We start from the raw sequence: 14,420 nt of genomic DNA on the forward strand, positions 1-14,420 counted from the left end.
ATGACTGATTTATTCTCTAATTCTTCGGATTCCGAAGATATATTATTTCCTCCAAAAAAAACACTTCTGATTAAAGGAAAGCTGTTTTTGCTTGATGAACCTTTGATTATGGGTATCCTCAATATCACTCCTGATTCCTTTTATGAAGGCAGTCGCTTGTCGGGAGAGATTGACGAGGTCTTGGAGAAAGCAGGGAAAATGATTCTTGAAGGAGCGGATATTTTGGATATAGGCGGTTACAGCTCCAGACCTGGAGCAGCTGAAGTCAGTGAAATAGAAGAATTAGATAGGGTAATGCCCGCCATCGAAGCCATCAAGAGAAACTTTCCGGAGACACTTATTTCAATTGATACTTTTAGAGCTAAAGTTGCTGAAGAAGCTGTAAAAGCCGGTGCTGATATTGTCAACGATATATCAGCAGGCAACCTTGATCCCAACATGATCCCAACAGTGGGTAAATTAAACGTACCCTATATTGCCATGCATATGAAGGGCACACCAAAGGATATGCAGGAGCAAACACAGTATAAGGATATCCTCTTGGAAATCACCCATTATTATGCAAAAAAAATGGAAGAATGTATAAAAGCTGGCATAAAAGATGTGATATTAGATCCGGGCTTTGGATTTGCCAAAACATTAGATCAAAACTATTGGATTCTCAAAAATTTATCCTATTTTAAGATAATTCAAGCACCGATTTTAGTAGGAGTATCAAGAAAATCCATGATTTATAAATTATTGGATATCACACCTCAGGATTCTCTTAATGGAACGAGCGTTTTGAATATGGTGGCTTTACAAAATGGGGCGAACATTTTGAGGGTGCATGACGTGAAAGAAGCTAAACAAACATTGAAACTATATAACCAACTATACTCTTGAACCTACTTTTCAAAATAGGATTTTTAGACATCTCCATCGTGAATCTTGTAGATATCACCTTGGTCAGTATTTTAATTTACCAGGTTTATAAATTATTAAGGGGAAGTGTAGCCATTAAAATCTTCCTGGGATTTCTTTCTATCTACTTGATGTATCTATTGGTAAGTGCATTAAGAATGGAACTTTTATCCATTATTTTGGGACAATTCATGGGTGTGGGTGTCATTGCTGCCATTATCATCTTTGCACCCGAAATCAGGAAATTCCTCCTCATCATCGGCAGGTCCTCCATTCTATCCAATGAGAATTTTCTTCAGGAGTTGCTCTTTTGGAAAAAAAGGGAAAGTCTTGTATTTAACATCAACCCAATTATAGAAGCTGCAAAAAGCTTATCGGGCACCAATACTGGTGCATTAATGGTAATTTCCAGCAACTCAGAATTGAAATTCTATGCGGAAAGCGGTGATATATTGGATGCTCTGGTCTCCAAAAGATTATTAATCTCCATTTTCAATAAATTCAGCCCGCTGCACGATGGTGCGGTCATCATTTATAATGGAAAAGTAAAAGCAGCAAGATGTATCCTGCCTGTTACTGAAAGAGATATACCTGCACAGTTTGGACTGAGACATCGTGCAGCAATAGGAATGTCTGAAGCTACAGATACGCTCATCCTGATCGTTTCCGAGGAGACAGGACAGGTTTCTTTGGCAAAAAACGGCAAGATTTTGCATAATCTTTCTTTTCAGGAAGTCCGTGAATTATTGAACGGTTACCTAAGTGGCGAGGATATAGACGAAAAATTTGAGCCTATTTCTGCATATGAAAGGCAGAGGTTCAAAAAATCAACAGCAGCCAGTAAAGCATAAAAAAGAGGCAATCGCTCGCCTCTTCTTTATTTAACTATTGTGGATTTCCCTTTCAACTTTCCACTTGTCCTTATAGAATATTCAAAGACTGCTCTTTGATTTTTTCAAGCTCATCTTTCATAATGACCACATGTTGTTGAATATCTGCATCATTGGCCTTTGACCCAATGGTATTGATCTCTCTTCCGATCTCCTGACTGATAAATCCAAGTTTTTTACCTTGATGGTTATCATCATTCAAGTTCTTTTCAAAATAATTCAAGTGAGTCTCCAAACGAACAATTTCTTCTGTTATGTCAATCTTTTCAAAATAATAGATCAATTCCTGCTCGAAACGATTTTTATCAAAATCATTTTCCTCCAACCAATCTTTGAAATTATTTCTGATTCTTTGCCTGATTTTTTCCTTTCTAACCGGATCATAAGCTTTTATATGATCTAATCCTCCTCTGATCAGACTTAGGTTATCCATAAACTTCGTCTGCAGCACCTCACCCTCATCTTTTCTAAAATCATCACATTTGCTCAATGCCTCTTCCAATACATTTTTGACCAACTCCCACTCTTCACTTCCCGAGGATCTTTCTACCACTGAAGTAATTACACTTGGAGACTGAAGAGAAAGCTTAAACAAATCCTCAGCCTGTGCTCCTACCTTGGCAGCCAATTGCTGATATGTTTTGTAGTAGGATTGGAAAAGGTCTTCATTCACAGCAATGGGCAACTCTGCCCCCGCTTTATCAGAAAATTCAATTACAAGATTGACCTTTCCCCTGTCGAGGATTTTTGCTACAATATTTCTGATTTCCAGTTCTTTGTCTGAAAACTGTTTTGGACTTCTAATCGATAAATCCAAAAACTTTGAGTTTAGTGTTTTGACTTCAACACTGACTATATAAGCATCATTTTCAAATCCGGCCAGTCCATAGCCTGTCATTGATTTTACCATAATTTTATTGAGGTATATTAGAAATTATACCCTAAGGTAACATAAAATCTCAAATCGTCCCTTTGGAAATTCCGGACAGGTTGGGCGAGATCAAATTTAAAATAATAGTTCAACAAGACCGTTCTAATGCCTGCCCCATAACTTTGTAGCCAAGGATTGTTGAAATTATTAAGGGTAATGGTAAATGGTGAACCGGGTGTTGTGATCACTTCTGTATTTTGATCATTCACTCTTTCCCAAGGAGCAGAATTGTTCCATGCCGAACCTATATCATAGAAAGCCACCATTTGAAAATTCTTGATGAAATTTGAGGTGATATTCCCTCTTGAAAGATAAGAGAATAACGGTATTCTCAGCTCCGTGGTAAATGTCATGACATTTCTACCCCTGATTTCATCAAACAAGTAACCTCTCAGATCCACAAACTCTGCGAATAAAATATTGGAATTTTCATTCCCTTGCGGATTTCGTACCGGAGATGGCTCAGGTCTGTTATTTGGAGGATTATAAAATTGATTAAACAACCAATTATTCATACCTCCCACCAGATAATTCTGTGGATTGTTACCAAAGAATGAGCCAACAAATAGCTTTGAAGCCAAAGTGATATTTTTATGGATCTTTTGATAATTCCTGAAATCTAAGTAGAAGTTTGAGAAAGACCGCTCACCTTTGGAAAGCCCCTGAAAATGTGAAATCCCAACCTTCCCTTTCATGCCCTGCTGCATATACAAGCCCAACTGCTCGGTTTTATCCAGAACAAATTCCGCCTTCCCACCAGCATATTGCACATCAAATCTATTTTGATTCTCCACTTGACCCCTTAAAATAGAATCAGGGTTGAGATTAAAATATTGGCTACGGGCAACAAATGGCGCTACAGTAAATCTTGCATGTGGACTGAAAGGATAAGAGAATCCTAATTCCGCTTTATTCAAAACATAACGTTGAACATTAAAATCTCCCTCATCAACTACAATTGCTCTTCTGTCAAACCTTAACCTAACATCTACCCTTTGCTTCAAATATTCATATTCAAAGAAAATATCGCTTCCTGATTTGAAATCTAATGGAAACATAATCCCCCCATTAAAAACATGGTTATCCAGAATATCTGTCATCTTGCCTGCTAAACCTACCCCAAATCCTCTCAAAGGATCCACTACCCAATCAGTTGATAGGCTGTTGGTGATGAACTGAGGGGTCATCCTTGCCGGCCCAGTGACCCTTTTCTGCATACTCTGACGACGAAAGTTTTCCAAGAGATTACTTCTTCCGCCAACTGTAGCAACAGTCCTTTCTTGTGCAGGCAAAGGAATAGTATCAAAAATGTAATTATCCGTATCTACTCCAGCCCTTCTTTCAAATCTTAACCTATCAGTACTGATCGAACCGGTGAGGCTTCTTGGCTTGGGCAAGGTATCAGTTTGAGCCTGCCCAGTTGCTGGAGGCTGGGTTGGAGGTTTCTGTTGCTGTGCTGGAGGAATGCCCAACATCACATCTTCTAATCTGATATTTAAAGTAGTATCCCTTTTTACTTCAGGAGTAGTCGTGGTAATTCTTTGCTCAGCACGGTTCACTACCCGCCTATCTCTCAAAGCTTCTTGGGCTGCTGGAACCGCGTTTTCCTGTGAATCTTCTTCAGCCCTTCTAGTGGTAATCCTTTCTGTCAGCGTTTTAGCTTGTAACAGTTGAACCCTTGGAGTGCTAGGCGTAAACTGATCTATGTTTGAAAATGATTCCAGTATAATCCTACTTTGATTACCATCCCGATAAGAATAGGCGATCCTGTTGATAGAAGAAGCGTAATCAAATGCCTCCACACTCCTATTGTATGCCGACACCTGACTTGCAATGCCATTGGAAATAGTCAGTCTCATCAGGTTATTTACACCACTCTGATCACTGATCATCAAAATATTGTTGGAATTTAAGACCCTGGGGCGGAAATTCTTATTGTTCAGGTTGGTAAGCTTCTGACTAGGAAGAGAATCATTCAAGTCAATTTTAAATATATTGAAATAATCAGGCAATAACTTGACATCTGGAGCTCTGGTCAACAGAGAATCGGCTATCTCAGTGAAATTTGAAGCATAGATAACAGTAGAATCATTCAAAAATACCGGCGTGATGTTATCGAAAACATCATTGGTCAATCTTCTTCCTTGACCTCGGACATTTAAAGAGTAAATATCCGTCTTGCCCCCTGAGATCGCAGAAAGCACCATGTTTCTTCCTGTAGAGTTGAAGTCCAAGCTTAAAATCTGAGTGATGTTTCTCAAATAGATTTTATCTTGAGCAGACCCATCGATTGCCCTCATTCTCAAAGTGGTGGTCCCCCTATTGAAAGTCGCTATTGCTAAATTCAAAGTATCTCTCCATGCTATTACGGGTGAGGTTTTGTTGACTGGTAAATCACTCGAAACGGATCCTCCAGAATAAATTGTACGCTCCCTCCCTGAGGAAATCTCCCTGACTTGAACCTTATATCTTCCTCCATTATTGACTACATAAGCCAGATTCTTGGCATCTGGACTGAACTTGATGTCATTAATGATCCCTTCGTGAGAAGGAGAAGTAGCATTGATCTGATTGTTTTTATTGACATCCTTGAAGGTGGTGAATACCGATTGATTGGTGCTTTCATAAAATTGCCTCCACTGTTCCTGGAAATTTTTATAATTCAATCCAATAGTATTGGCAATGCTGTTTTCCTCATTTCTGTTGATCCTGCTCAGGTTAAGAATACTTGAAACATACCTTCTCCCATATTTTTCCACAATGAAATTCCAGACAGACTGGCCCAAAAAAGCAGCTTCTTTTCCCTGATAACGATGTAGTTTGATGCTTTTGTTATCCCTGAAAAAATGTCTGACATAATCATCCATTTCTCTGCTCCATCCGTAGGCCAGATAATATGCTGCCCCTTCTATATACCACTCTGGGAAACTATTGATCAGGTTAGACTGAAATGCATCCGCAATAGTTGAACCATAGAGCATTTCTTCAATGATGACCTTCGAAGTGGTATAAATGAGGTCTTTTTTGAATTTTTCCCAACTACCTGCAAAAGCAACCTCACCAATTAATCTGCTGAAAAAAGTTTGCCCGTCTATGGTAAACTGGTTTTTATTAAGATTAAGATTTGACTGAAGAATCTCTTCTTCCGAATTATAGATAAATATCCTGGGCTTGGTATAAGCCACATAACCTATTTGCTGTGTTAACCTATCAAATTCACTTTCAAGATAATCAATGGCCATCCGGGCATTATTAATGCCCCCATCATAATAATACACCTCAAAATTATTTGAACTGTAATAATACCATTCTATATTTTTATGCTGAACCCGATTTTTACCAAATCTTTCCTTGTCAAGCTGGGCAATTGATTGATGCCCCAGCAGCAAAGCAAAAAGAAACAAGCAAATACGTAAAACCTTAATTTTCATCTATTGTGTACACTTGGACTTAAATATACTTAAAAATTAATTTTCTGGTCAATTACAGCGCCTAATGTTTACTTCTTTTTGGGGCTCTTTTCCTTGAAGAAGCAATTCCATCATCATTTTGCTGAAGTATGGAACCAAAGAAACCCCTTTTGCACCGAAACCATTGAAGATATAAACGCTTTCATGCTCAGGATGTTTTCCCAACAAAGGTCTTCTATCTTTAGTAGCTGGTCTGATGCCCGAGCGATGCATTTGTATCTCTGCTTTTTTGTTGACAATCAATTTTTCAAGTTTTTCAAGCAACTCGTTTTTTCCCCTTTCTGTAGGACCTTCATCTAGATCATGCCAGGTATAGGTAGAACCTACTCTTTGTAGTCCGTTGGGCAAACTTATTCTGAACACCCCCCTGTTAATAATCGCTTCCGGATAAAAATCCTGCTCCAAATCCAGGATTTCACCTTTCACAGGCGCGAAGGGCATGTTGGCAAAAAAACGGCTCTCTTTGGCTCCTAAACCGTTGCAGTAAATAATACCCTTGGCAATTATTCCTTTATAGCGAACTCCCTCTGGTAAAATCTCTAATTTGTCTTCCTCGAATTCTTCCTGCAACAGGGATTTATTGCTCAACAAAAATTCTGAATAAGCATCCAAAAGGGTATTGATATCCAGATAGCCTGAATTTTTTAGCATTATACCACCAAATGGATTGTAAACCTCTTCAAATAAAGGGCTGGAGTAAATTTTTTCGAAATAAGGCTGTAATAAGGGGTCACCACTATGTCCCATCCACTCATTTTGCTCTTCTATGGACAAAAAAGGACGATAAATGTTTTTCTTGACCAAAAACTTCTTCTGCAAGAAGTCTTCAAGTTTTCCATAGAATGGCTCAATTTCCGGGAAAAGCTGATCAGCCAACCAAGTTCTAACCATTTTCTTTCCGGTCACGGGATTATACAGCCCTGCTGCAATCCTGCTGCTGTTGTTCTGTTCCGGAGTATCCAAAACCATAAAGCTCAGGTTGTTTTCCCACATCCTGTAAGAGAGTGCGGTTCCTGCAAGACCTTGTCCGATGAGTAAAAAATCTACTTCCATGCCCAAAAATATATTCTTTATTCGTTATTTTGAGTTTAATAAATAAAAGATTACTTCATGCTGCATCTTAAGAGCTTTACCTTTAACCCTTTCATGGAAAACACCTATGTGCTTTATGATGACACCAAGGAAGCTGTGATTTTTGATCCTGGATGTTATGAAAAATATGAGCAACAGGAATTGGTGGATTTTATAGAGGAAGAAAAGCTAAATGTCAAATCTCTCATCAATACGCATTGCCATATTGACCATGTTTTGGGAAATGCATTTGTCAAAAGGAAGTTCGGAGTCAAATTGTACATTCATGAAAACGACCATCCTGTGCTAAAATCAGTATCTGCATATGCTCCTAACTACGGATTTGCGGGTTATGAAGAAGCAGACCCTGATTTCTATATTGATGAAAACGATAAAATCGAATTTGGCAATACAACCCTTGATATCCTATTTGTTCCAGGACATGCTCCGGGACATGTGGTGTTTTATCACAAAGATTCTGGAATATGCATTGCTGGAGACACCCTGTTCCAAGGAAGCATAGGAAGGACAGATTTGCCCGGGGGAGATCATCAGACCTTATTGAATGCCATCAAAAATGTCATGTTCACCTTACCAGAGAACACCAAGGTATATCCTGGACATGGGCCGATGACAACAATTGGTTATGAAAAGGAAAACAATCCATTTGTGGGAAAAAGAGCTAGATTTTGATGATCAAAAAACACATCCCCAATACATTAACTGCCCTCAACCTGCTTTGTGGAATGATGGGTATTTATTTTGTCCTAAAGGGTCAAATCTCTTATGGCGCATATTTTATTCTAATTGCAGCCCTTTTTGATTTTCTGGATGGATTTTTGGCGAGAATGCTGAACGCGTATTCTGAAATAGGAAAGCAATTAGATTCCCTAGCGGATTTAGTGACTTTTGGCATTTTACCTTCCTTTATTCTTTTCCAAATGGTCAAGGAAAATGCCGACCTGGAATATATGCCTTTTTTCACCTTCCTAATCGGTATATTCTCTGCCATAAGGTTGGCAAAATTCAACATTGACACCCGGCAATCGGACAGATTCATCGGTGTGCCGACTCCAGCCAATGCCATGTTGATTTCAACACTACCGTTTTTTGCTGAGAAATTCCCCGGCAGCGCAGAATTGGTTTACCACCCCTATTTCATCTATGTTTTCACCATTGTCATGTCTTTCCTTTTGATTGCTGAGTTGCCATTGATTGCACTTAAATTCAAAAGCTTCGCCCTTAAACAAAACATATTCCGTTATTTGGTCCTTTTGATCGGGCTGATCTGCATCGTAGCCTTTGGTCTGGCTGGAATTCCTATGGTAATTATTTCCTATATTGTGCTGTCGGTAGTAGAGGGTTTATTGGCCAAAAATGCTTAACAACATTAATAAATATTTCCACATTTTTTTGTTTCTCTTTTTTCATCTGGAGCTGAACTCCTTTGCTTTTGCTCAGGAAAACCAATCCTATTTCAAATTCCCTGTAGTCAATGATGGTGTTTACAAACTGACCCGACAACAAGCATCTTCTATAGGTTTTTCAAATATTGATGAGGTTGCTGTTTTTGGTTACCCCGGAATGCTTCCCCAAAGACTGGATAGCTTGGATCTTGAGCTCAGGGAAGTTCCAACCCAAAAAATTGGGGAAGATCTCTTCTTCTTCCTGACAGGACCACATCAGGTCAACTTTGAAGGTGATGAGATTTCCTATCAAAAAAACCACTATTCAGATACACTTTATTATTTGGTTGGAAAAAAAATCAAAGGCAATCAGGTCAAAACCTCTAACACAGTCGGAAACGGCCAAGAATTAGACGAATTTTACAGTGTTCAAAAATTTAATTGGGATCAAATTAATATTCTAAGTTCCGGAAGATCCTGGTATTCAAACCCTTTCTTCAATGGAGAGCGGTTTTCCTTTTCATTTAACTTAGAAGAAGGTATAACCGGAAATCCACAAATAATCACCCAAATCATGGGACAATCTCTCTCAGACAGCCGCTTTGAGTTTTTTCAAAACGGGTCAAAATTAGGTGAGATTGACATTCCCGCTATTCCCAATACCACCTATGGCATCAAAGGAAGGGAAAGTGTTTTTAGGTCGTCATTACTCAGCAATAGGGGCAATCAAAACATACAGGTAAGTAACAGGAGCAGCGACTTCAATGGAGCTGGTCATCTTGCTTACAGTTTAATCATCAGCCCTTATTCACCCCAATCCTCTCCTTTAGGTGTTTATTATGTAACAAAAACAGGAGTATTCAGAAAAAGGTCAACCTTCAAAAGCTGGCTTGTCAATGATTTTTACAACATTTTTGACATTGAGGAAAGCGCAGAAGTTAAAAATGGAGCTATGGTGATATTGTTTGACCCGGTAACCGCTAGTCCTATATCCAAATTGGCCCCTGCAGACCTAAGCGCCAGGTCAAAACAGGACAAACTTAACTTGATTATCATTTCATCAACTTCGCTACTTTCCCAAGCCAATCGCCTTGCCCAGCATAAAAATGATATCGGGATCAATGCAAAAGTTTTTTCTATACAAGAAATTTTTGATGCTTTTGGCTATGGTACCAAGGATGTTACTGCTTTTAGGAATTTTTTAGCTTATCAATACCTTCACAATGGCTCTCTTCAAAATGTGCTGTTCTTTGGCAAAGGCACTTTCGATTATAAAAACAAATTGGGGGGGAGACCAAACCTGACCCCAACATACACTTCAAGAAACAGCCTGAATCCCCTAACTACTTATAGTTCTGATGATTATTTTGGTTTCCTGGAAGTGGGGCAAGGCGAATGGGTGGAAGATAATTCAGGTGATGAGCTTTTAAAAATCGGAGTTGGCCGGATACCTGCCATCAACTTTAGAGAAGCGAGGGAGGCTGTAGACAAAATCATCAATTATGAGACCCGACAAAACATGGAAGGTTCCTGGAAGCGGAATATTGCATTTTTTGCCGATGATGGGGATAATAATATCCATCTCAATGATGCAGAGAGCCATGCCTCCTTTATCAGGACAAATCATCCCGAATTTTCAGTTCAGAAATTGTACCTGGACAGGTTTGAACAAACCATAAATGGAAATATCCAAAGCTCAGAAGAAACAAGGGTTGCCTTATCAGAAACTTTGAAAGATGGCGTTTTATTGTTGAATTTTATCGGACATGGCAATGAAACCACTTTGACAGCTGAGCGGGTATTTACAGTGAGCGATCTTCAAAACTTTCCTGAAAACAATTTATTACCTCTCTTTGTCACAGCAACTTGTGAATTTGGAAGACATGACAGCCCATTCATCCGATCAGGTGCAGAAGAATTACTTTTTGCAGAGAAAAAAGGGGCCATTGGTCTATTGACCACAGGCAGACCCGTTTTTAGTTCGGTGAATTTTGCCCTGAATAAAGCATTTATTGAAAATGTGTTCCAAACAGAAAATGGCCAATATGCCGACTTGGGAACAATCTTTAGAAAAACGAAAAACAACAGTTTAAATGGGCCTTTCAACAGAAATTTTTCATTGATCGGTGATCCTTCCTTGAAACTGGCTATTCCAGACTTGAAATCTGATAGTCATCAATTTCTGGACATTGGATTAGACCAAACAATAGACACGCTGAAAGCAATGCAAGAAGTTCGCCTGACCGGCGAAATCAAAGATCCTTTAACCGGAGCAATGATCACTGATTTTCAGGGTGATTTCGAACTGACCATTTATGACAGCCCAGTAACATTCAATACTTTAGGAGATGAAAGCAGCCCTATCGAATTCATTGAGCAATCTAATATTTTATACCAAGGAAAAGGAAAAGTGATTAATGGCATATTCTCCACTGATGCTTTTATTCCAAAGCAAATTTCAAGCACCATTGGAGAAGGAACGGTTAGGACTTACGCAATCTCTGAGGGACGTATTTTGGAGGCTTTTGGAGCAAAAAACATCCTAATCGGAGGCCAGTCTACGAATGATAACAATGATACAGAAGGACCATTAATTAACTTAAAATTTGGCCCTGAACTACTTGAATCCGCCCCGATAATCGCATCTCCTGTATATCCTATCAACATTATTCTTGAGGATGAAAGTGGCATCCAAGTTTCATCTATCCCCGAACGCAGGAACATTACCCTTCAGGTTAATGATCAAACCCCCATCACCTTAAACCAAATGTTTTTTGCTATTGATGGTGGGTTTAAAAAAGGTAAAATCGAAACAGAATTACAAGGCCTGATTGAAGGAATCAACACCATTACTATTCAGGCTTGGGACAATGTGGGGAATAATTCGATCAAAACAGTGCAACTTGAGGTAAAGGGCAGTTTAGACCTGCGAATACTTGAATTTCAGACATTTCCAAATCCCGCAAATGAAAAAAGTGTCTTTAATGTCATGCACAACAGGCCTAGAGAAAACTTATTCGTGGAAATTGAGGTTTACAGTTTGTTAGGGAACAAAATATTTTCCCTTTCAAAACGTTATGTGCAGGCGGAACAAAATTTGAGAGATTTGGAGTGGAATTTTTTCCATAACAAAACAAAATATCCCGTAAAAGGAACTTATATTTACAAGTTAAAGCTCCAATCTGAAAAAGATGGTTCTTCAGATGTCAAGAGCGGAAAAATTATTATTCAATGAAAATATCGGCAAAACCAGTTGTAACTTCATTTATTTTTTTAGGGATAAGCCTTCTGTCTCTTGTTGCACAGGCACAAAATTCCCCTGTAATTTCAGGACAAGACCCTAATAGAAGGGTTATCACAACTGCTGTGCCTTTTCTAAACTTTGCTCCTGATAGCCGTCATTCTGCTATGGGAGATGTTGGTGTAGCGACCAGTCCAGATGCTTTTTCTGCACATTGGAATGCCGGCAAACTTTCCTTTATCGAAAATGACATGGGCTTCTCTTTATCTTACTCTCCATGGCTAGGAAGATTGGTCAATGATATGTTTGTCTCCTATTTGACAGGATACAAAAAAATTGATGATGTTTCAGCATTTGGTTTCGATCTAAGGTACTTTAATATGGGTGATATTGAATTAACGGATGGAAGAGGACAACCTTTGGGGGAATTCACACCAAGAGATATTGCGATAGGTGGAACCTACTCCCGAAAATTATCTGACAATCTTGGATTAGGAATTTCCGCCAGATTTATACACTCCAATCTTTCTGGAAATATTTCATCAGTCGGAGGTAGCGAAAGCCGTCCTGGTATCAGTGTTGGAACAGATGTGGGAGTCTATTACACCAAAGAAGTATTGTCTGGAAACAAAACTGGGATTTGGTCATGGGGGGCTACTATCAGCAATATAGGCCCTAAAATCACCTATAACAGTGCTGAAGATTTGGATTTTATCCCAACAAATTTAAGATTGGGAACCGCCTACACTGTTAATTTCGACGACTATAATTCCCTGACATTTGCCCTGGACTTCAATAAATTATTGGTTCCATCACCTCCTATCTACAAAAGAAACGAAGACGGTTCATTAGCCACAGATGACAATGGAAATCTGATTATAGAACCAGGAAATGGAAGAGACCCGAACAGACCATTATTGTCCGGTATGTTCCTGTCTTTTGCTGATGCTCCCGGAGGTTTCAGAGAAGAAATGCAGGAGGTGATGATTTCCTATGGCATGGAATACAAATACAATGACATGTTTGCCTTAAGAACAGGTTATTTTTATGAGAACCCTAACAAAGGGGGCAGAAGGTATTTTACTATGGGACTAGGCTATGTTTATAAAGAGGCAGTGGCTTTTGACTTTTCATATTTAGTTCCTCAAACACAAAACCACCCATTAGCAGAGACTTTAAGGGTATCCCTTACTTACAATATTCAAACAAGATGACAGTCAATAGGTCTATTGCTCCGGATTTTATCATTCCTGAGCACATTACCTTTCCAAAACCCATAAAACGGACTCTTCAAAACGGAGTCCATTTATATTTTATCCCTACACCTGAAATCAACGCCATCAGATTGGAAATCAATGCAGATGGGATGGGATGGGAAAATAAAAACGAAAAGAAACTTTCTTCCTTTTTTACCCTGCATATGTTATTGGAGGGAACCCACCAAAAATCTGCTGAAGAATTAGATGATTTTTTTGACACTTATGCTTCCGAAGTGGAAATTATTTCAAGCTTTGAATACAATGGGCTTGCCCTTTTGACTACCAAAAAACATTTCGCTACCGTGCTCCCTGTTTTTAGGGAATTGTTGACAGAAGCGGTATTTCCCGAAAAGGAACTTGCCAAAAGGAAGTCCCAAAAAGCATTAAATATCAGTATTCAGAGAGAAAAAACCGGTGTTAGAGGTTCACAGCTATTCAGGCAGGAGCTTTTTGGAAAAGAACATCCATATGGACAAATTGCTGATGAAGGAGATGTAGAAATTATCAAAAGGGAAGATCTTTTGGATTTTTACAAAAATCATCTTTGGGTCAATCCTGAAATTTTTGTTACAGGAAATGTAACAGAGGAAGACATCAAGCTTATCTCTGATTATTTAGGTGATTTGCCTGTGCTCAAAAAAATCATAATACTTCCGGAATTTTCAAATCAAAAACTCCAAAGAGTAAATGAACCATGGGAGAAAGCAGTACAATCAAGTATAAGGATCGGTTGCCACCTACTCCCTAAAAACCACCCTGATTATTTTGGCTTTTGGGCTTTCAATGTATTCTTGGGGGGATATTTTGGTGGAAGATTGATCAAAAATATCCGAGAAGACAAAGGCCATACATACGGGATCTACAGTAGCATAGGTGGACTTAAATCATCAGATTATTGGGTAGTCATGGCCGATGTAATCAAAGGACATACCGAAGAAGTCATCCTTGAAATTTATAAGGAAATTGACAAACTCCAAAATGAACCCGTTTCTTCTGAGGAACTCGAAACTGTTCGGAATTATATGGTCGGTAATCTCTTGTCGAGTTTTAGTTCTTCTTTCGAGTTGATTTCCAGATTCAAATCCATACATCAAGCAGGACTTGACTTAAGCTACTTTGAAAAGCAATTGGATTTTATCAAAAATTTCCGCGCTGAAGATATTCAGGCTATTGGTAAAAAATACCTTGACAAAGAACAAATGGTAGAAATCGTTGTGGGATAAAACTGTATATGGTTTTACAAGAAAAC

10 protein-coding genes are annotated in these 14,420 nt (G+C 38.8%); 7 read left to right on the forward strand and 3 right to left on the reverse strand.

Going from position 1 to position 14,420, the window contains the following annotated elements:
• Positions 1-885 carry a dihydropteroate synthase gene (gene folP / locus ACFFIP_RS19180; protein WP_382389416.1) on the forward strand — a complete coding sequence of 295 codons (885 nt, stop codon included), beginning with the start codon at positions 1-3 and terminating at the stop codon, positions 883-885.
• Positions 882-1,754 (forward strand): diadenylate cyclase CdaA, encoded by an 873-nt coding sequence (cdaA, locus tag ACFFIP_RS19185; RefSeq protein ID WP_382389417.1) that lies wholly within the window; start codon positions 882-884, stop codon positions 1,752-1,754. Before folP ends, cdaA begins: the two co-directional genes overlap by 4 nt.
• Before the next feature lie 70 nt (positions 1,755-1,824).
• Here the strand turns inward: cdaA and ACFFIP_RS19190 are convergent, their stop codons facing one another.
• The 3 genes from ACFFIP_RS19190 to ACFFIP_RS19200 are packed head-to-tail and all read right to left on the reverse strand — an operon-like array spanning position 1,825 to position 7,247.
• Positions 1,825-2,703, reverse strand: a complete 879-nt coding sequence (locus ACFFIP_RS19190) for a YicC/YloC family endoribonuclease (protein ID WP_382389418.1) — start codon at positions 2,701-2,703, stop codon at positions 1,825-1,827.
• Between the two features lie 17 nt (positions 2,704-2,720).
• Entirely contained in the window at positions 2,721-6,155 is a 3,435-nt protein-coding gene (locus tag ACFFIP_RS19195; protein ID WP_382389419.1) for a biopolymer transporter Tol, read from the reverse strand.
• Between the two features lie 48 nt (positions 6,156-6,203).
• On the reverse strand, positions 6,204-7,247 hold the full coding sequence (locus ACFFIP_RS19200) for an NAD(P)/FAD-dependent oxidoreductase (protein WP_382389420.1): 1,044 nt from the start codon (positions 7,245-7,247) through the stop codon (positions 6,204-6,206).
• Positions 7,248-7,304: 57 nt separating this feature from the next.
• Here ACFFIP_RS19200 and ACFFIP_RS19205 point away from each other — a divergent pair, with 57 nt between their 5' ends.
• The 5 genes from ACFFIP_RS19205 to ACFFIP_RS19225 are packed head-to-tail and all read left to right on the forward strand — an operon-like array spanning position 7,305 to position 14,394.
• Positions 7,305-7,958 (forward strand): MBL fold metallo-hydrolase, encoded by a 654-nt coding sequence (locus tag ACFFIP_RS19205; RefSeq protein ID WP_382389421.1) that lies wholly within the window; start codon positions 7,305-7,307, stop codon positions 7,956-7,958.
• Positions 7,955-8,650 carry a CDP-diacylglycerol--serine O-phosphatidyltransferase gene (gene pssA / locus ACFFIP_RS19210; RefSeq protein WP_382389423.1) on the forward strand — a complete coding sequence of 232 codons (696 nt, stop codon included), beginning with the start codon at positions 7,955-7,957 and terminating at the stop codon, positions 8,648-8,650. Before ACFFIP_RS19205 ends, pssA begins: the two co-directional genes overlap by 4 nt.
• Complete coding sequence (gene porU, locus ACFFIP_RS19215) at positions 8,643-11,906, forward strand: type IX secretion system sortase PorU (RefSeq protein ID WP_382389424.1); 3,264 nt, start codon at positions 8,643-8,645, stop codon at positions 11,904-11,906. The genes pssA and porU overlap by 8 nt, the downstream gene beginning before the upstream one ends.
• Positions 11,903-13,126: a type IX secretion system outer membrane channel protein PorV gene (gene porV, locus ACFFIP_RS19220; RefSeq protein WP_382389425.1), complete on the forward strand. Its 1,224-nt coding sequence runs from the start codon at positions 11,903-11,905 to the stop codon at positions 13,124-13,126. The genes porU and porV overlap by 4 nt, the downstream gene beginning before the upstream one ends.
• Entirely contained in the window at positions 13,123-14,394 is a 1,272-nt protein-coding gene (locus ACFFIP_RS19225) for a M16 family metallopeptidase (RefSeq protein WP_382389426.1), read from the forward strand. Before porV ends, ACFFIP_RS19225 begins: the two co-directional genes overlap by 4 nt.
• Positions 14,395-14,420: the final 26 nt, after the last annotated feature.

The sequence above is a fragment of the Fontibacter flavus genome (assembly GCF_042432905.1).
GTDB classification, from domain to species: Bacteria; Bacteroidota; Bacteroidia; order Cytophagales; family Cyclobacteriaceae; genus Fontibacter; species Fontibacter flavus.